18 protein-coding genes, 1 tRNA gene and 1 riboswitch are annotated in these 16,268 nt (G+C 70.8%); of the genes, 6 read left to right on the forward strand and 13 right to left on the reverse strand.

Annotated features, from left to right (window positions below):
* Nucleotides 1-234 precede the first annotated feature (234 nt).
* Nucleotides 235-2,535: a transglycosylase domain-containing protein gene (locus tag ACZ4A5_RS29340; protein ID WP_467590736.1), complete on the forward strand. Its 2,301-nt coding sequence runs from the start codon at nucleotides 235-237 to the stop codon at nucleotides 2,533-2,535.
* Between the two features lie 31 nt (nucleotides 2,536-2,566).
* Here ACZ4A5_RS29340 and ACZ4A5_RS29345 read toward each other — a convergent pair whose 3' ends face one another.
* The 3 genes from ACZ4A5_RS29345 to ACZ4A5_RS29355 all read right to left on the reverse strand — a co-directional run bounded on the left by ACZ4A5_RS29345 (nucleotide 2,567) and on the right by ACZ4A5_RS29355 (nucleotide 3,730).
* Nucleotides 2,567-2,887, reverse strand: coding sequence for a DMT family transporter (locus tag ACZ4A5_RS29345; protein WP_467590739.1), 321 nt, complete (start codon nucleotides 2,885-2,887; stop codon nucleotides 2,567-2,569).
* Nucleotides 2,888-2,917: 30 nt separating this feature from the next.
* Nucleotides 2,918-2,988, reverse strand: a riboswitch (guanidine-III (ykkC-III) riboswitch).
* Between the two features lie 16 nt (nucleotides 2,989-3,004).
* Nucleotides 3,005-3,307, reverse strand: a complete 303-nt coding sequence (locus ACZ4A5_RS29350) for a GroES family chaperonin (RefSeq protein ID WP_058046871.1) — start codon at nucleotides 3,305-3,307, stop codon at nucleotides 3,005-3,007.
* 102 nt (nucleotides 3,308-3,409) lie between these two features.
* Nucleotides 3,410-3,730 carry a DUF3618 domain-containing protein gene (locus ACZ4A5_RS29355; protein ID WP_467590742.1) on the reverse strand — a complete coding sequence of 107 codons (321 nt, stop codon included), beginning with the start codon at nucleotides 3,728-3,730 and terminating at the stop codon, nucleotides 3,410-3,412.
* 166 nt (nucleotides 3,731-3,896) lie between these two features.
* On the opposite strand from ACZ4A5_RS29355, the gene bcp reads away from it, so the two are divergent.
* Nucleotides 3,897-4,364, forward strand: a complete 468-nt coding sequence (bcp, locus tag ACZ4A5_RS29360; protein WP_467590745.1) for a thioredoxin-dependent thiol peroxidase — start codon at nucleotides 3,897-3,899, stop codon at nucleotides 4,362-4,364.
* Nucleotides 4,365-4,400: 36 nt separating this feature from the next.
* Here bcp and ACZ4A5_RS29365 read toward each other — a convergent pair whose 3' ends face one another.
* Both ACZ4A5_RS29365 and ACZ4A5_RS29370 read right to left on the reverse strand, forming a co-directional pair.
* Complete coding sequence (locus ACZ4A5_RS29365) at nucleotides 4,401-5,642, reverse strand: sensor histidine kinase (RefSeq protein ID WP_467590778.1); 1,242 nt, start codon at nucleotides 5,640-5,642, stop codon at nucleotides 4,401-4,403.
* Nucleotides 5,642-6,175 carry a hypothetical protein gene (locus ACZ4A5_RS29370; protein WP_467590748.1) on the reverse strand — a complete coding sequence of 178 codons (534 nt, stop codon included), beginning with the start codon at nucleotides 6,173-6,175 and terminating at the stop codon, nucleotides 5,642-5,644. The genes ACZ4A5_RS29365 and ACZ4A5_RS29370 overlap by 1 nt, the downstream gene beginning before the upstream one ends.
* Before the next feature lie 274 nt (nucleotides 6,176-6,449).
* Between ACZ4A5_RS29370 and ACZ4A5_RS29375 the strand changes: the two genes are divergently transcribed.
* The gene (locus ACZ4A5_RS29375) at nucleotides 6,450-7,952 is read left to right on the forward strand and encodes an MFS transporter (RefSeq protein WP_467590751.1); all 1,503 of its coding nucleotides are present in this window, start codon (nucleotides 6,450-6,452) and stop codon (nucleotides 7,950-7,952) included.
* 115 nt (nucleotides 7,953-8,067) lie between these two features.
* A tRNA-Leu gene (locus ACZ4A5_RS29380) sits at nucleotides 8,068-8,151 on the forward strand.
* A gap of 53 nt (nucleotides 8,152-8,204) precedes the next feature.
* Here ACZ4A5_RS29380 and rdgB read toward each other — a convergent pair.
* From rdgB to ACZ4A5_RS29395, 3 genes are all read right to left on the reverse strand, one after another.
* Nucleotides 8,205-8,807, reverse strand: coding sequence for an RdgB/HAM1 family non-canonical purine NTP pyrophosphatase (gene rdgB / locus ACZ4A5_RS29385; RefSeq protein WP_467590754.1), 603 nt, complete (start codon nucleotides 8,805-8,807; stop codon nucleotides 8,205-8,207).
* On the reverse strand, nucleotides 8,804-9,538 hold the full coding sequence (gene rph / locus ACZ4A5_RS29390; RefSeq protein WP_467590757.1) for a ribonuclease PH: 735 nt from the start codon (nucleotides 9,536-9,538) through the stop codon (nucleotides 8,804-8,806). Before rph ends, rdgB begins: the two co-directional genes overlap by 4 nt.
* Nucleotides 9,539-9,645: 107 nt before the next feature.
* On the reverse strand, nucleotides 9,646-9,879 hold the full coding sequence (locus ACZ4A5_RS29395) for a PTS sugar transporter subunit IIB (RefSeq protein ID WP_087927953.1): 234 nt from the start codon (nucleotides 9,877-9,879) through the stop codon (nucleotides 9,646-9,648).
* A gap of 225 nt (nucleotides 9,880-10,104) precedes the next feature.
* On the opposite strand from ACZ4A5_RS29395, the gene ACZ4A5_RS29400 reads away from it, so the two are divergent.
* Complete coding sequence (locus ACZ4A5_RS29400; RefSeq protein ID WP_467590760.1) at nucleotides 10,105-11,418, forward strand: PTS transporter subunit EIIC; 1,314 nt, start codon at nucleotides 10,105-10,107, stop codon at nucleotides 11,416-11,418.
* 280 nt (nucleotides 11,419-11,698) lie between these two features.
* Complete coding sequence (locus ACZ4A5_RS29405; RefSeq protein ID WP_467590762.1) at nucleotides 11,699-12,988, forward strand: PTS transporter subunit EIIC; 1,290 nt, start codon at nucleotides 11,699-11,701, stop codon at nucleotides 12,986-12,988.
* A 107-nt stretch (nucleotides 12,989-13,095) separates the two neighbouring features.
* Here the strand turns inward: ACZ4A5_RS29405 and ACZ4A5_RS29410 are convergent, their stop codons facing one another.
* The 5 genes from ACZ4A5_RS29410 to ACZ4A5_RS29430 all read right to left on the reverse strand — a co-directional run bounded on the left by ACZ4A5_RS29410 (nucleotide 13,096) and on the right by ACZ4A5_RS29430 (nucleotide 16,031).
* Nucleotides 13,096-13,845 (reverse strand): MBL fold metallo-hydrolase, encoded by a 750-nt coding sequence (locus tag ACZ4A5_RS29410; protein ID WP_467590765.1) that lies wholly within the window; start codon nucleotides 13,843-13,845, stop codon nucleotides 13,096-13,098.
* 217 nt (nucleotides 13,846-14,062) lie between these two features.
* Nucleotides 14,063-15,013: a PLP-dependent cysteine synthase family protein gene (locus tag ACZ4A5_RS29415; RefSeq protein WP_467590768.1), complete on the reverse strand. Its 951-nt coding sequence runs from the start codon at nucleotides 15,011-15,013 to the stop codon at nucleotides 14,063-14,065.
* Between the two features lie 14 nt (nucleotides 15,014-15,027).
* A complete protein-coding gene (locus tag ACZ4A5_RS29420; protein ID WP_398868346.1) occupies nucleotides 15,028-15,315 on the reverse strand; it encodes a MoaD/ThiS family protein in 288 nt (95 codons plus the stop codon).
* Between the two features lie 65 nt (nucleotides 15,316-15,380).
* Nucleotides 15,381-15,497: a putative leader peptide gene (locus ACZ4A5_RS29425; RefSeq protein ID WP_361523696.1), complete on the reverse strand. Its 117-nt coding sequence runs from the start codon at nucleotides 15,495-15,497 to the stop codon at nucleotides 15,381-15,383.
* Nucleotides 15,498-15,608: 111 nt separating this feature from the next.
* Nucleotides 15,609-16,031, reverse strand: coding sequence for a M67 family metallopeptidase (locus tag ACZ4A5_RS29430; protein ID WP_467590771.1), 423 nt, complete (start codon nucleotides 16,029-16,031; stop codon nucleotides 15,609-15,611).
* Between the last annotated feature and the right edge of the window lie 237 nt (nucleotides 16,032-16,268).

Genomic DNA, 16,268 nt, shown 5'->3' on the forward strand with positions numbered 1-16,268 from the left:
CTGGAGCCTATCCGCACGGACCGGCCGCCGACCACGTGATTTTTCACTCCTGGGAGTGGTCGGCCTGGCCCGTTCGGCTCTTCAGTGCCGTCACAGGTGCGCTACGTCCCTCCGACTCGGAACGCATGATGCCAAAGTGTCGGACGGGGCGTACGACGCACAGCGAAGCGCCCGACACAACACCGCTCACCGTGGCCGAACAACCCCGGGGGCGGCCGAGGAGTCCCTAAAGACATGAGCGACGAGCAGTCACAGCAGCAGCCGGACGGCGGTGATGAGCGCTCCCGCCGGGCGGGCCGGCCCCCGAACGGCGCCACCGGCCCCGGCGGTTCCGCCAGACCCCGCCGCCCCAAGCGCACCGGCTGGCGCAGGCTCCTGCCGACCTGGCGCATGGTCCTGGGCGGCTTCCTGCTGATCGTCCTGCTCATCGCGGGCGGTCTCGTCGCCGGCTACATGCTGGTGAACATCCCGCCGGCCAACAGCGCGGCCACCGCCGAGAGCAATGTGTATCTCTACGCCGACGGCACCCAGTTGGCGCGCGACGGCGAGGTCAACCGCGAGAGCGTGTCGCTGAGCCGGGTCCCCAAGGTCGTCCAGCACGCCGTGCTCGCCGCCGAGGACCGCGACTTCTACTCCGAGTCCGCCGTCAACCCCGAGGCCATGCTCCGCGCCGCGTGGAACACCGTCACCGGCAAGGGCAAGCAGTCCGGCTCCACGATCACCCAGCAGTACGTCAAGAACTACTACCTGGGCCAGGAGCAGACCGTCAGCCGCAAGGTGAAGGAGTTCTTCATCGCGATCAAGCTCGACCGCGAGGAGAGCAAGGACGAGATCCTCGAAGGCTATTTGAACACCAGCTACTTCGGGCGCAACGCCTACGGCATCCAGGCCGCCGCCCAGGCGTACTACAACAAGGACTCCGACAAGCTGAACGCCGCCGAGGGCGCCTACCTCGCGACGCTCCTCAACGCGCCCAGCGCCTACGACGTCGGCGCGCACCCCGAGAACAAGCCCCGGGCCATGGCCCGCTGGAACTACGTCCTCGACGGCATGGTCAAGAAGAAGTGGCTCGACGGGACCGAGCGCGCCGCCATGACGTTCCCCTCCCCCGGCAAGTCCCGGCCACGGCTGGGCATGTCCGGGCAGCGGGGCTATCTCGTGGAGGCCGTCAAGGACTACCTCACCACCGACAACAAGATCATCGACGAGCAGACGCTGGCCCGCGGCGGCTATCGCATCACCACGACGATCGACAGGAAGAAGCAGGACGCCTTCGTCAACGCCGTGCAGAAGCAGCTGATGGACGACCTCAGCGAGGACCGCCAGGTCGACCGCTACGTCCGCGCGGGCGGCGCCTCCATCGACCCCGCGACCGGCCGCGTCGTCGCCCTCTACGGCGGTATCGACTACACCAAGCAGTACGTCAACAACGCCACCCGCCGCGACTACCAGGTGGGCTCCACCTTCAAGCCCTTCGTCCTCACCTCGGCCGTCGCGAACGACTCCACCACGCAGGACGGCCGCGCGATCACCCCGAACACCGTCTACGACGGCACCAACAAGCGCCCCGTGCAAGGCCGGAACGGACCCGTCGGCTACGCGCCCGCCAACGAGGACGACAAGTCCTACGGACAGATCACCGTCACCAAGGCCACCGACCTCTCCGTCAACGCCGTCTACGCCCAGATGGCGCAGGACGTCGGCCCGGGCAAGGTCAAGGACACCGCGGTCGCTCTCGGCATCCCCGCCAAGACCCCCGAGCTCACCGGCTACCCCTCCATCGCGCTGGGCGTCGCCACCGCCAGCGTCCTCGACATGACCCAGGCGTACGCGACGCTCGCCAACCACGGCCGGCACGGCCCGTACACCCTGGTCGACAAGGTGACCAAGGGCGGCGAGAACGTCGAGCTGCCCGGCAAGGAGCCCAAGCGCGCCGTCACCCGCGACGCCGCCGACACCACCACCGCCGTGCTCAAGAGCGTCGTCGACAACGGCACCGGCTCCACCGCGCAGGCCGCCGGGCGGCCCGCCGCCGGCAAGACGGGCACCGCGGAGGAGGACAAGGCCGCCTGGTTCGCCGGCTACACCCCCGACCTGGCCACGGTCGTCGCGGTCATGGGCCAGGACTCCGACACCGGCACGCAGAAGTCGCTGTACGGCGCGACCGGGCTGCCCCGCATCAACGGCGGCGGCGCGCCCGCGGACATCTGGGCCGCCTACACCGAGGTCGCGCTGGAGGGCACCACCGTCAAGGACTTCGACCTCCAGACCTCCGGCGGCGAGCCCGCGCCGACCCTGGAGCCGCCGACGACGTCGGCGCCCCCGGAGACCAGCGCCCCGCCCTCGCCGTCCGCGCCGCCCAGCAACGTCCCGCCGCAGCCGCCCACCCCGCCGCGCCGGCCGACCGGGCCGCCGACCCTGCCGGGCCCGCCGACCGGGCTCCCCACCCTGCCGCCCTTCACGCTCTTCCCGAACGAGCCGAAGGACGCCGGGCGGCACGGAGGCGACCGGGACTCGCTCCTGGGCGACTACTGATCGGCGGGCGGGGCGCCGCAAGGGTCGGCCGTCAGTGGCCCGAGGTCGCCTTGAGGCCCACCACGGCCACCAGCAGCAGCACGACGAAGAAGATCCGCGCGGCGGTCGCCGGCTCGCCCAGCACCGCCATGCCGAACACCGCCGCGCCGGCCGCCCCGATGCCGACCCACACGCCGTAGGCCGTACCGATCGGCAGCGTGCGGGCGGCCCGCGACAGCAAGAGCATGCTCGCGGCGATACCCGCGACGGTGAACACGCTCGGCCAGAGCCTGGTGAACCCTTCGGTGTACTTCATACCGATCGACCAGGCGACTTCGAGCAGACCCGCGATCGCGAGCAGGATCCATGCCATGACGGCACCTCCGTGGAAAGTTCCTACAGGGGTGCGTCGTCTTGTCCTGACCCGGTACGGCGCGTCTCGTCGGGCTCTTCCGACGGTATCAAAAAGGGAGCGGCGCGCTCGGCTGCCTCAGAGGTAGAGCCCCGTGGAGTCCTCGGAGCCCTCCAGCCGCTCCGCCGCCACCGCGTGCAGGTCACGCTCGCGCATCAGGACGTACGCCACACCGCGGACCTCCACCTCGGCGCGGTCCTCCGGGTCGTAGAGCACCCGGTCGCCCGGCTCCACCGTGCGCACGCTCTGCCCGACCGCCACGACCTCCGCCCAGGCCAGCCGGCGGCCCACCGCCGCCGTCGCCGGGATGACGATGCCGCCGCTGGACCGGCGCTCGCCCTCCGGAATGTCGGTCCGGACCAGCACCCGGTCGTGGAGCATCCGGATGGGCAGCTTGTCGTGGGTGGTGTGCGTACTCACGCCATGACCGTACCTGCCCGGGCGCCGCCCCGAGGCCACGGGCCGCGGATCCGCCGGTGTGACCTACGCCCGGCGGCGGCGCGAGGAGAGGGTCAGCAGCCCGACCACACCGACCGCGACCATCGCCACCGGCACGATCCGGTCCAGCCGCGGCGTGCCGTCCTCCGCGACGAAGCGGGACCGCACGTCCGAGACCAGCTGGTTCGCGGCCACATAGGCGCGGCCCGCGGTCTGGTCCACCTTCGAGGCGACCTTGGCCTTCGCATCGCCCACGATCGTTTTCGGGTGCATGCGCACACCGATCTCGTCGAGCGTCACGGCGAGCTCGTTCCGCCTGCGGGCGATGTCCGCCTCGATCTGCGCAGGGGTCCTGGCATCCGACACCGCGCTGCCTCCGTCGTCTCGAAAAGAGTGATGATGAGTGATGACGACAGTCTGTCAGCTCACCGGACCCCGTGCCCCACGGCACCCCCGATCGAGGAGCTGACTACCCTCGGGGACCGGACAGCCCACGCGGGGCACCCCGCGCGAACCCCGACGAGGAGACCTCATGAGCGAGCGACTTCAGCCCGGCGACACCGCCCCCGCCTTCTCCCTGCCCGACGCGGACGGCAAGCAGGTCTCCCTCGCCGACCACAAGGGGCGCAAGGTCATCGTCTACTTCTACCCCGCCGCCCTCACCCCCGGCTGCACCAAGCAGGCGTGCGACTTCACCGACAACCTCGACTTCCTCGCCGGGCACGGCTACGACGTCATCGGCGTCTCCCCCGACAAGCCCGAGAAGCTCGCGAAGTTCCGCGAGAAGGAGGAGCTCAAGGTCACCCTGGTCGGCGACCCCGAGAAGAAGGTGCTGGAGGCGTACGGCGCCTTCGGCGAGAAGAAGCTGTACGGCAAGACCGTGACCGGCGCCATCCGCTCCACGATCATCGTGGACGAGGAGGGCAAGGTCGAGCGCGCCCTCTACAACGTCAAGGCCACCGGCCACGTCGCGAAGATCATCAAGGACCTGGGGCTGTAACCCCCGCGGGTCCGGTCCCGGCCGGGGCCGGACCCGTCAGACCTCCTCCGCCGGAGGATCCGCCTCCGGAAGATCCAGCACCGCCTGCGCGCCGCCGCCCTCCGCCGTACCGAACTCCAGGCTCGCGCCCAGCACCACCGCCTGGCCCACCGCGATCGTCAGCCCCAGGCCATGCCCGGTGCCACGCTCCGGCGCCGCCGTACGGAACCGCCGCGGCCCCTGGTCCACCAGCTCCGGCGGATAGCCGCCACCGTGATCGCGCACCACGATCCGCGTGCCCTCCACCCGCACCTCGATCGGCGGCTTCCCGTGCTTGGCCGCGTTCCCCAGCAGATTCACCAGGATCCGCTCGACCCGGCGCGCGTCCGTCGCCACGATCCGGCCCTCGCCGACCACCTCGACCGACACATCGTCGACCCCGCGCTGCCCCCGCGCCCGCTTCACGATCCCCCGCACCAGCGACGGCAGCTCCACCGGATCCAACTGCGCCCGCTCCACACCGGAGTCCAGCCGGGAGACCTCCAGCAGATCCTCCACCAGCGACCGCATCGTCTGCGCCCGCTCCCGCACCATCTCCACCGCACGCGGATGCGGCAACAGCTCCGCCGACGCCACCAGACCCGCCACCGGCGTCCGCAGCTCGTGCGCCACGTCCGCCGTGAACTCCCGCTCCGCCTCCACCCGCGCCGCCAGCGACGCCGCCATGTGGTGCACCGACCGGCCCAGCTCCGCGACCTCGTCCCGGCCGCCCGCCAGCAGCGCCTCCGCGTCCGGCTCACCACCCGCCGCGATCCGGCGCGCCGCGGCCGCACTGCGCCGCAGCCGCCGCGACAGGCTCTGCGCCACGAACCACGCCACCACCGCCATCAGCGCCACCGTGGCCGCACCCGCCACCAGCAACGCCTTGTCCAGCGCCTTCTGCAAGGGGTCGCGGTCCGGATAGGGCGCCGACACCGACAGCACCTTGCCGTCCCCCACCGACGTCGCCGCCCACACCCGCGGATCGGCACCATCGCTGATGTACGTACCGGGCCTGCCCTTCGCCACCCGCTTCACCAGCGGAGCCGGCAGCGTCGAGTCGTCCAGCTGCGCCCCGAGCGCGAGCAGACCGTCCCGCTGATACACCTGGAGCGCCGAACTCAGCAGGTCGTCCTGGTACGACTGCGCCTGCCGCGCGCGCTCCACCGCCGAGATGTGGTGCACGGCGATACCGAGCACCACCACCGCGAGCGCGGTCACGAAGGAGATCGCCAGAGCGATCCGGCCACGGATGCCCATCACGTGATCGAGTACGTTTCCTTCGACTCCCCCATGGGCGTGGCCCCGGTGTAGTCGACGTCGATCCCCGTGAAGGCCAGCACGCCGTCGACGTTCCGCGCGCCGTACAGCCGGAAGCGGGCCGGATAGGTGGCCGCGGCCGCGCCGTTGGCGGCGCCCGAGACCTGGACCACACCCCGGCCGTCCGCGCCGTCCGCCCCGTAGTGCGCCCACTTGATGCCGCTCGCCACCATGCCGGTGTTCGAGCAGTTCAACGTGATGATCTCGGGCTCCACGGTCGCCGAGCCCAGCCCGCACTCCCGCACACCCGGCAGCCCCTCGGGGCCCGCCGCCTCCACCGTGTCCTGCGGCACCTCGCGCACCGGCTGCGGCGACTTCTGCGCCGCGGCCGTCTTCGGGGCGTCGGAGACCGCGCTCGCCCGGTCCTGCGCCTGGCTGAACCACACACCGCCGAGCGCCAGGACGGTCACCGCCGCGAAGATCGCCAGGACAGTGCGCATGCTGGCCCGGCGGGGCTCGGCACGGTCGGCCATCGGCCTCTCTTCCTCGGTGGGGAACGCGGGCGGGGCAGTCGTGGGGGCCCCGCCCTGAGTGACGGGGAAATCGGGCGGCGCGTTCCCTTCATGCCTATATCAGGTTCTCCCCGGGTGAACCGCGGACCGCGCTCCTCCGCGCGGCGCGGACGTGACCAATCTCCTGAACCCGCCCCCGACCGGTTTGAGCCGCCGCACAGCGCGCAGACGCACGAGGCGCCCGTACCAGCACTGCCGCCCCTCAGCGCGGCCGAGCAGAGAAGGAAAACGAGCCGTGCCCACCGGCAGCAGTACCGACACCTCACCCGACCGCGACCCGGAGGCCGTCAAACGGCACCCCGCCCTCTTCCGCGCCGTCGTCCGGCGCCGGAACCCGCGGCTGCGCCGTACGGACATCACCGTCACCGACGAGCGGACCGTCAGACGCGCGGTCAAGGCGGCGGCGCTCGGCAACGCCATGGAGTGGTTCGACTTCGGGATCTACAGCTATCTCGCGGTCACCATCGGCGATGTCTTCTTCCCCTCCGGGAACGACACCGTCCGGCTGCTGTCCTCGCTCGCGACCTTCGCCGTCGCCTTCCTCGTACGGCCCCTGGGCGGCCTCTTCTTCGGGCCGCTGGGCGACCGCGTCGGCCGCAAGCGCGTCCTCGCCCTGACCATGGTCCTCATGGCGGTCGGCACCTTCGCGATCGGCCTCATCCCCTCCTACGCGGCCATCGGCTTCTGGTCACCCGTCCTGCTGATCTGCTTCCGGATGCTCCAGGGCTTCTCCACCGGCGGCGAATACGGCGGCGCGGCCACCTTCATCGCCGAGTACGCGCCCGACAAGCGCCGCGGCTTCTTCGGCAGCTTCCTCGAATTCGGCACCCTCGCGGGCTACATCGGCGCCGCCGGGCTGGTGACCGTGATGAACTCGGCGCTCGGCGGCGCCGCGATGGAGGACTGGGGATGGCGCCTGCCCTTCCTCGTCGCCGGACCGCTCGGCCTCGTGGGCCTCTATCTGCGGCTGCGCCTGGAGGACACTCCCGCTTTCCGGAAGCTGGAGGAGGAGAACGCGGCGGCCGGCCCGGAGGGGGAACGCCCCGACGGCGAGGGCACCGAGCTCAAGCAGATCTTCACCGCCCACTGGCAGCGGCTGCTGCTGTGCGTCGTCCTCGCCGGGGCGTACGGCATCACCGACTACATGCTGCTCTCCTACATGCCAACGTATCTGACCGACCAGCTCGGCTACGACGACGCCCACGGCCTGGTCATCCTCATCGCCACGATGGCCCTGCTGATGGTGGTGATCACCTTCGTCGGCCGGCTCAACGACCGCATCGGCCGCAAGCCGCTGCTGATGGCGGGCATGGGAGGCTTCGCGCTGCTGTCGGCGCCCGCCTTCCTGCTGCTCAAACAGGGCAGCGTCGTCGCCGTCTCCGGCGGCATGCTGCTGCTCGGCCTGCCGCTGGTCTGCCTGCTCGGCACCATGTCGGCGGCGCTCCCCGCGCTCTTCCCCACCTCGGTCCGCTACGGCTCCCTGTCCATCGGGTACAACCTCTCCACGTCCCTCTTCGGCGGCACCACCCCCCTGGTGATCACCGGCCTCATCCGCGCCACGGGCAGCGACATGGCCCCCGCCTTCTACACGACGGGCGCGGCCGTCGTCGGCATGGTCGCCGTCGCCTGCATGAAGGAAACGGCCCGCCAGCCCCTGGAGGGCTCCCCGCCGTCGGTCGCGACGAAGGAGGAAGCGGCGGAAATCGCGGCGTCGCAGACGCCTGATCCGAAGTTCTGAGGGTGCCCCGCGAGGCGGTGCGCGGGGTCCAACTGCCGGGCGGAGTAGGGGCGGGTGCCGATCCGTACTCCGCCGCCACGCGGGGACGGGAGGGCCAGTACGATGGCCGTGCCGGGCGGCCGTGGTGGAATTGGCAGTCACGCTGGGTTTAGGTCCCAGTGGGTTAACACCCGTGAGGGTTCGAGTCCCTCCGGCCGCACACATGACGAAGGGCCGGTCAGCCGAGGCAGCTGACCGGCCCTTCGCGTGCGCTCACCCCAAAAGCTCCCGCACCACCACCGCCAGCCCCCGGAACGCCTTCCCCCGGTGGCTGATCGCGTTCTTCTCCTCCGGCGTCATCTCCGCGCAGGTGCGCCTCTCGCCCAGCGGCTGGAGCACCGGGTCGTAGCCGAAGCCGCCCGTGCCCGCCGGGGTGTGGCGCAGCGTGCCCTCCAGGCGGCCCTCGACGACGCGTTCCGTGCCGTCGGGCAGGGCCAGGGCGGCCGCGCACGCGAAGTGGGCCCCGCGGTGCTCGTCGGCGATGTCGCCGAGCTGGGCGAGGAGCAGGTCCAGGTTGGCCTTGTCGTCGCCGTGGGTGCCGGACCAGCGGGCGGAGAAGATGCCGGGGGCGCCGTTGAGGACGTCCACGCACAGGCCCGAGTCGTCGGCGACGGCCGGGATGCCGGTGGCGGTGGCCAGGGCGTGGGCCTTGAGGAGGGCGTTCTCGGCGAAGGTGACGCCGGTCTCCTTGACGTCCGGGACCTCGGGATAGGCGTCGGCGCCGACGAGTTCGACGTCGAGACCGGCCTCCTCGAGGATGGCGCGGAGTTCGGTGATCTTGCCCGCGTTGCGGGTGGCGAGGATCAGGCGCTTCATGCGAGCGTCCCGGCGAGTGCCTCGCGCTGTGCCGTGTCGAGCGTGGCGCAGCCGCCGACGGCGAGGTCGAGGAGGGCGTTGAGCTCGGCGCGGGCGAAGGGCTCGGCCTCGGCGGTGCCCTGGACCTCGACGAAGCGGCCGTCGCCGGTGCAGACGACGTTCATGTCGGTCTCGGCGCGGACGTCCTCCTCGTAGCAGAGGTCGAGGAGGGGGACGCCGCCGACGATGCCGACGCTGACGGCGGAGACCGTGCCGGTGAGCGGCTGGCGGCCGTGCTTGATCAGCTTCTTGCCCTGGGCCCAGGTGATCGCGTCGGCGAGCGCGACGTACGCGCCGGTGATGGCCGCGGTGCGGGTGCCGCCGTCGGCCTGGAGGACGTCGCAGTCGAGGACGATCGTGTTCTCGCCGAGCGCCTTGAAGTCGATCACGGCGCGCAGCGAGCGGCCGATGAGGCGGGAGATCTCGTGGGTGCGGCCGCCGATCTTGCCGCGGACGGACTCGCGGTCGCCGCGGGTGTTGGTGGAGCGGGGCAGCATCGAGTATTCGGCGGTGACCCAGCCCTCGCCGGTGCCCTTGCGCCAGCGGGGCACGCCCTCGGTGACGCTGGCGGTGCAGAAGACCTTGGTGTCTCCGAAGGAAACGAGGACGGAGCCTTCGGCGTGCTTGCTCCACCCGCGCTGGATGGTCACGGGGCGGAGCTGATCGGGGGTGCGGCCGTCGATGCGAGACATGGTGTTGAGCCTATAGGCAACGCGAAGGGCCCCGTTCCGGGCCGCGTCGAACCGGGAAGCGGTGCGCGCGGATCAGGGAGCGGGGCCCTCGGCGGGAGCTCAGAGGCTCACATCATGTCTTCGATCTCGCCGGCGATCGGGTCCGCGTCGGTGCCGATGACGACCTGGATGGCGGTGCCCATCTTGACGACACCGTGGGCGCCGGCGGCCTTGAGCGCGGCCTCGTCGACCAGCTCGGGGTCGGCGACCTCGGTGCGGAGGCGGGTGATGCAGCCCTCGACCTCTTCGATGTTGTCGATCCCGCCGAGCCCGGCGACGATCTTCTCAGCCTTGGTGGCCATGTGCACTCCTGGTTGTCTCGGCCCTTCGGCGGTCTCGCCGACCGGCTTTCCCACGGTACCCACGTTCAGACCAGTTACGTGGGCATTCGTCCGCCATCTGGCGAAAGATGACGACCAACCGGCGCTGCGCTCCGGGAGGCCCGACAGGCACCGCAAGTGGTCTACACCAGTATGCGGCAAAGCACCGAGTGGACTGCCGCCGGGGCGGCAGGCGGAGGAAACGGGATGAGTTCGAGTGCCGAGGCCGCCCCGCGGCGGAAGACCTGGACGCAGGGCCTTTTCCAGAACCTCCAGAAGATGGGCCGCAGCCTCCAGTTGCCGATCGCGGTGCTGCCCGCGGCGGGCATCCTCAACCGGCTGGGGCAGCCGGATGTCTTCGGCAAGGACGGGCTGGGCTGGACGGACGTCGCCAAGGTCTTCGCGGGCGCGGGCGGCGCGCTGCTGGACTCGGGTCTCGGGCTTCCGCTGCTGTTCTGCGTGGGCGTGGCCATCGGCATGGCCAAGAAGGCGGACGGCTCGACGGCGCTGGCCGCGGTGGTGGCGTTCCTCGTCTATTTCTCGGTGCTGCACCAGTTCCCCGAGGACTGTCCGCACGAGGCGAGGTTCGGCGGGGCGGGGCTGTGGAGCGGGGTCTGTGTGACGGGCGCGGGCGCGGCGACCCCGGCGACGTTCCAGAATCCCGGGGTGTTCGGCGGCATCGTCATCGGGCTGCTGAGCGCCTGGTTCTGGATGCGCTTCCACAAGGTGCGGCTGGTGGACTGGCTGGGCTTCTTCAACGGCCGGCGCCTGGTGCCGATCCTGATGTCGTTCGTCGCGCTGGCCTTCGCGGTGATCTGCCTGTGGGTCTGGCCGCCGGTCGGTGACGCGCTGACGAGCTTCAGCAAGTGGCTGTCGGACCTTGGGTCGGCGGGCTCGGGCGTCTTCGGCGTGGCCAACCGCGCGCTGCTGGTGGTCGGGCTCCACCAGTTCCTCAACACCTTCATGTGGTTCCAGTTCGGCGACTACACCAAGCCGGACGGCACGGTGGTGCACGGTGACATCAACCGCTTCCTGGCGGGTGACCCGCACGCGGGCCAGTTCACCACCGGTTTCTTCCCGGTGATGATGTTCGCGCTGCCGGCCGCGGCGCTGGCGATCGCGCACTGCGCGAAGCCGCACCGCCGCAAGGCGGTGAGCGGCATGATGCTCTCCGTCGGCCTGACGTCGTTCGTCACGGGCATCACGGAGCCGATCGAGTATTCCTTCCTCTTCATCGCCCCGGCGCTCTATGTCATCCACGCCCTGCTCACGGGTGTGTCGATGGCGGTGACGTGGGGTTTCGGGGTGCACGACGGCTTCAGCTTCTCGGCGGGCCTGATCGACTACGTCATCAACTGGGGGCTGGCGACGAAGCCGTGGCTCATCATTCCGATCGGGCTGTGCCTGGCGGTGGTCTACTACGTGCTTTTCCGGTTCGCGATTACGAAGTTCGACCTGCCGACACCGGGGCGCGAGCCGGAAGAGCTCGCGGAGGAGATCGAGCAGGAGAACGTCAAGTAAAGGGAACGCGAAGTGAGGAGCCAGTGACACTGCGCTGGGTTTAGGGTCACCTCTCCCAGGAGAAGCGCTGGGAAACGACGAGAAACGCCGTCCCCGGGCCGTTGGGCCCGGGGACGGTTTGTCGTCGGGCGCCGGGCTGTGTCCGAGACCACCGGGAACGATGGATTCCTTTATCCCGGACTCACGTGCTACAACAGGTCTAAACCACTGAGTGGTGTAGACCAGATTGCGGGCCGTCCCCCCTTCCCCCCCGAGCGCCCGCCTCACCTGGAGGAATCCGATGAGTAAGAGCGCCAAGGCGGCGAAGACGGCGCCTGATGACGCCGCGCCGGAGAAGAAGAAGTTCGGCGCCGGCGCCATGGGCGTCGCGCAGCGCATCGGCCGCAGCCTGATGCTGCCGGTCGCGGTGCTCCCCGCGGCCGCGCTGATGGTCCGCCTGGGCCAGGACGACATGCTGGGCAGGAAGTCCTTCCCGGCGTTCCTGAACAAGATCGCCGAGTTCATGTCCGCCGGTGGCGGCGCCATTCTCGACAACATGGCGCTGCTGTTCGCCGTCGGTGTCGCGATCGGCTACGCCAAGAAGTCGGACGGCTCCACCGCGCTGGCCGCCGTGGCCGGTTATCTGGTCTTCCAGAAGGTGCTGGGCACCTTCACCGACGGCAGCCTGCCGAAGAAGGAGGCCGTGGTCGACCACAAGGTCGCCATGGTGGAGCAGGCGGTCGACGCCAAGGTCCTCGGCGGTGTCGTCATGGGCCTCGTGGTCGCGCTGCTCTACCAGCGCTTCTACCGCACCAAACTGCCGGACTGGGCGGGCTTCTTCGGCGGCCGCCGCCTGGTGCCGATCCTGTCGTCCTTCGCGGGCCTCGTCATCGGTGTGGCCTTCGGCTACATCTGGCCGGTGCTGGGCACCGGCCTGCACAACTTCGGTGAGTGGCTGGTCGGCTCCGGCGCCGTCGGCGCGGGCATATTCGGTGTCGCCAACCGCGCGCTGATCCCGGTCGGCATGCACCACCTGCTCAACTCCTTCCCGTGGTTCCAGGCCGGTTCGTACGACGGCGCCAAGGGCACCGTCAACGGCGATATCGCGCGCTTCCTCGCGGGCGACCCGAACGCCGGCCAGTTCATGACCGGCTTCTTCCCGATCATGATGTTCGCGCTGCCGGCCGCGTGCCTGGCGATCGTGCACTGCGCCCGCCCCGAGAACCGCAAGGTCGTCGGCGGCATGATGTTCTCCCTCGCGGCCACCGCCTTCGTCACCGGCGTGACCGAGCCGATCGAGTTCACGTTCATGTTCGTCGCCCCGGTGCTGTACGCGATCCACGCGGTGCTGACCGGTGTCTCCATGGCGCTGACCTGGGCGCTCGGCATGAAGGACGGCTTCGGCTTCTCCGCCGGCGCGATCGACTTCCTGCTGAACCTCGGCATCGCCTCGAAGCCGTGGCTGCTGGCGCTGGTGGGTCTGTGCTTCGCGGCGGTCTACTACGTGGTCTTCCGCTTCGCCATCATCAAGTTCGATCTGAAGACGCCGGGCCGTGAATCCGAGGAGGAGTCGGCCGAGCTCAAGGCCTGACGGTCCCCGGGAATTCCCGGAAATCTGGAAACCCATGGGAAGGGCCCCGGAATCCATCGGATTCCGGGGCCCTTCCCATGGTCGCCTTTTGACTGCCATTACCTCGGCTAAATCTCGTAGACCGCCCCGGCCCGGGCCAGCTCGACCGGCCCGGAAAAGGCGGCCCGGGCATCGCGGAGGTTGGTCAGCGGGTCCGTCCACGGCGGGATGTGCGTGAGCACCAGGCGCCCGACACCGGCGCGGGCGGCGTGCTCGCCGGCCTCGAGGCCGTTGAGGTGGAGGTCGGGGATGTCCTCCTTGCCATGGGTGAACGACGCCTCGCACAGCAGGAGGTCGGCGCCCACGGACAGCTCGTGGAGGGCCTGGCAGGGGCCGGTGTCGCCGGAGTAGACGAGCGCGCTGCCGTCGTGCTCGACGCGGAAGGCGAACGCCTCGACGGGGTGGCGGACGCGGTCCGTGCGCACGGTCAGCGGGCCGAGGGTGAAGGCGCCCGGCTTCAGGGTGCGGAAGTCGAAGACCTCCGCCATGCAGCTCTCGCCCACGTCGCCGTAGGCGGTGGTGAGCCGCTGCGCGGTGCCCTCGGGGCCGTGGACGGGGATGGCCTCCGCCCGGCCGCCTTCGTGACGGTAGTAGCGGGCGACGAAATAGCCGCACATGTCGATGCAGTGATCGGGATGCAGGTGCGACAGCAGGATGGCGTCGAGGTCGTAGAGACCGATGTGGCGCTGCAACTCGCCGAGGGCGCCGTTGCCCATGTCGAGGAGCAGCCGGAAGCCGTCGGCCTCTACGAGGTAGCTCGAACAGGGCGATTCCGTGGACGGGAACGACCCCGAGCATCCGACGACGGTGAGCTTCATGCGGGCCTGAACCTCCGTGGGCTGGTTACGGGGGGCCATGCGGTCCGTCGAGCGTAAGGCGCGAAGTCGGCGGTCGCTCCTCCGCGAGGTTCGGTTGTGGTTGAAGTCACCGGTACGGACGCGTATGCCGCGGGGCGGCGGTGTCGAGACTACTCCCGGCCAGCCTGTTCCCGCCCCCGCCGGCCGGGGCCGGCGGGGGCGGCGGGAGCGGGGCCCGTCATGCCCAGAGCTGGCCGTGCAGGACGGCGACGGCCTCCTCGTCGGTGGCCGCGGTGTAGACGCCGGTGGAGAGGTACTTCCAGCCGGCGTCGGCGACGACGAAGGCGATGTCGGCGCGCTCCCCGGCCCGTTCGGCCTTGCGGGCCACCCCGAGCGCCGCGTGCAGTGCGGCGCCGGTGGAGATCCCGGCGAAGATGCCCTCCTCGGCGAGGAGTTGCCGGGTGCGGCGGACGGCGTCCTCGGAGCCGACGGAGTAGCGCGTGGTGAGCACGGACTCGTCGTAGAGCTCGGGCACGAAGCCCTCGTCGAGGTTGCGCAGCCCGTAGACGAGGTCGTCGTAGCGGGGCTCGGCGGCCACGATCCGTACGCCGGGCACGTGCTCGCGCAAGTAGCGGCCGACGCCCATGAGGGTGCCGGTGGTGCCGAGGCCGGCGACGAAGTGGGTGATCTCGGGGAGGTCCGCGAGGATCTCGGGGCCGGTGGTGGCGTAGTGCGCGCCGACGTTGTCGGGGTTGCCGTACTGATAGAGCATCACCCAGTCGGGGTGCTCCACGGCGAGCTCCTTGGCCATGCGCACGGCGGTGTTGGAGCCGCCCGCGGCCGGTGAGGGGATGATCTCCGCGCCCCACATGGCGAGCAGCCGGCGGCGCTCCTCGCTGGTGTTCTCCGGCATGACGCAGACGATGCGGTAGCCCTTGAGGCGGGCCGCCATGGCCAGCGAGATGCCGGTGTTGCCGGAGGTGGGCTCCAGGATGGTGCAGCCGGGCGTGAGCCGGCCGGCCCGCTCGGCCTGCTCGATCATGTGCAGGGCCGGGCGGTCCTTGACCGAGCCGGTGGGGTTGCGGTCCTCCAGCTTGGCCCACACCCGGACGGTGCCGGAGGGGGAGAGCCTCGGCAGGCGGACGAGCGGGGTGTTGCCGACCGCTGCCAGCGGGCTGTCGTAGCGCACGGAGATCCCGCCGATCAGACCATGCCGCCGGCCACGGCCGGGAGGATGGTGACGCTGTCGCCGTCGTCGAGTCCGGTGGCGATGCCCGCGAGGAAGCGGACGTCCTCGTCGTTGAGATAGACGTTGACGAAGCGGCGCAGTTCGCCGCCGGCGGCCTCGTCGACCAGGCGCTCGCGGATGCCGGGGTGGCGGGCGTCGAGGTTCTTGAAGAGCTCGTCGATCGTGGCCCCCTCGCCCTGGACGGCCTTCTCGCCGTCGGTGTAGGTGCGGAGGATGGTCGGGATGCGGACCTCGATGGCCATGGGTGTGCTCCTGTCGGAGTGCGGGGAGGGGCGGCGGCGACGGGAAGGCGGGCGCGCCGCTGGGGTCACGCGGCGGCGCCGCGCGGACACAGCGCACCGGCGAGCCGGCACAGGTCGACGTGGAGCCGCGCCGTGAGCAGCGTGCTGCTCGGCGTCCTGTCGCTCACGTTGTCGGCAACCATGGGCGCATCGTATCGATTCCCTGTGCGCGCCCCGGAAGTTCGTCCCGGCATGCGGACCCTCCGGTCTCAGTAGGCAGTCACCCGGCAGGCAGTCACTCAGTGGGCAGTCGCTCAGTACGCGGTCACCAGGCGGACCTCTTCCTCGGTCACCGTGCCGTCGACGATCCGGAAGGAGCGGAACTGGAAGGGGCCCGCGTCGTCGGTGTCGGCGGTGGAGACGAGGACGTAGTGGGCGCCGGGCTCGTTCGCGTAGCTGATGTCCGTGCGGGACGGGTGGGCCTCGGTGGCGGTGTGCGAGTGGTAGATGACGACGGGTTCCTCGTCGCGGTCGTCCATCTCGCGGTAGAGCTTGAGGAGGTCGGCGGAGTCGAACTCGTAGAAGGTGGGCGAGCGGGCCGCGTTGAGCATGGGGACGAACCGCTCGGGCCGGTCGCTGCCGGCGGGACCGGCGACCACGCCGCACGCCTCGTCGGGGTGGTCGGCGCGGGCGTGGGCGACGATCCGGTCGTGGAGGTCCTGGGTGATGGTCAGCATGGGGGCAAGGATAAGCACGAGGTGTGAGGGCGGACCTCGGGCGTCTCGCGCACATCCGCCTCCGCGGGCCGAGTCGTCCGCGCCACCGTCGCGCGGCGGTGTCCTAGAACGCCGGACGGGGGGGGGGGGGGGGGGGGGGGGGGGGGGGGTGAGGGGGGGGGGGGGGGGGTGTGGGGGGGGGGGGGGGTGGGGGAGGGGGGGGGGGGGGGAGGGGGAGGGGGAGGGGGGGGGGGGCAA

Source organism: Streptomyces sp. NPDC025618 (assembly GCF_055558795.1).

Excerpts from the sequence above, each read along its gene's own strand:
- ACZ4A5_RS29420 (WP_398868346.1), bottom strand. The coding sequence starts at position 15,315 with ATGGCCATCGAGGTCCGCATCCCGACCATCCTCCGCACCTACACCGAC.
- ACZ4A5_RS29410 (WP_467590765.1), bottom strand. The coding sequence starts at position 13,845 with ATGAAGCTCACCGTCGTCGGATGCTCGGGGTCGTTCCCGTCCACGGAA.
- ACZ4A5_RS29370 (WP_467590748.1), bottom strand. The coding sequence starts at position 6,175 with ATGGCCGACCGTGCCGAGCCCCGCCGGGCCAGCATGCGCACTGTCCTG.
- ACZ4A5_RS29430 (WP_467590771.1), bottom strand. The coding sequence starts at position 16,031 with ATGCTGACCATCACCCAGGACCTCCACGACCGGATCGTCGCCCACGCC.
- ACZ4A5_RS29345 (WP_467590739.1), bottom strand. The coding sequence starts at position 2,887 with ATGGCATGGATCCTGCTCGCGATCGCGGGTCTGCTCGAAGTCGCCTGG.
- ACZ4A5_RS29405 (WP_467590762.1), top strand. The coding sequence starts at position 11,699 with ATGAGTAAGAGCGCCAAGGCGGCGAAGACGGCGCCTGATGACGCCGCG.
- ACZ4A5_RS29350 (WP_058046871.1), bottom strand. The coding sequence starts at position 3,307 with ATGCTCCACGACCGGGTGCTGGTCCGGACCGACATTCCGGAGGGCGAG.
- rph (WP_467590757.1), bottom strand. The coding sequence starts at position 9,538 with ATGTCTCGCATCGACGGCCGCACCCCCGATCAGCTCCGCCCCGTGACC.
- ACZ4A5_RS29340 (WP_467590736.1), top strand. The coding sequence starts at position 235 with ATGAGCGACGAGCAGTCACAGCAGCAGCCGGACGGCGGTGATGAGCGC.
- bcp (WP_467590745.1), top strand. The coding sequence starts at position 3,897 with ATGAGCGAGCGACTTCAGCCCGGCGACACCGCCCCCGCCTTCTCCCTG.
- ACZ4A5_RS29400 (WP_467590760.1), top strand. The coding sequence starts at position 10,105 with ATGAGTTCGAGTGCCGAGGCCGCCCCGCGGCGGAAGACCTGGACGCAG.
- ACZ4A5_RS29425 (WP_361523696.1), bottom strand. The coding sequence starts at position 15,497 with ATGGTTGCCGACAACGTGAGCGACAGGACGCCGAGCAGCACGCTGCTC.
- ACZ4A5_RS29395 (WP_087927953.1), bottom strand. The coding sequence starts at position 9,879 with ATGGCCACCAAGGCTGAGAAGATCGTCGCCGGGCTCGGCGGGATCGAC.
- rdgB (WP_467590754.1), bottom strand. The coding sequence starts at position 8,807 with ATGAAGCGCCTGATCCTCGCCACCCGCAACGCGGGCAAGATCACCGAA.
- ACZ4A5_RS29365 (WP_467590778.1), bottom strand. The coding sequence starts at position 5,642 with ATGGGCATCCGTGGCCGGATCGCTCTGGCGATCTCCTTCGTGACCGCG.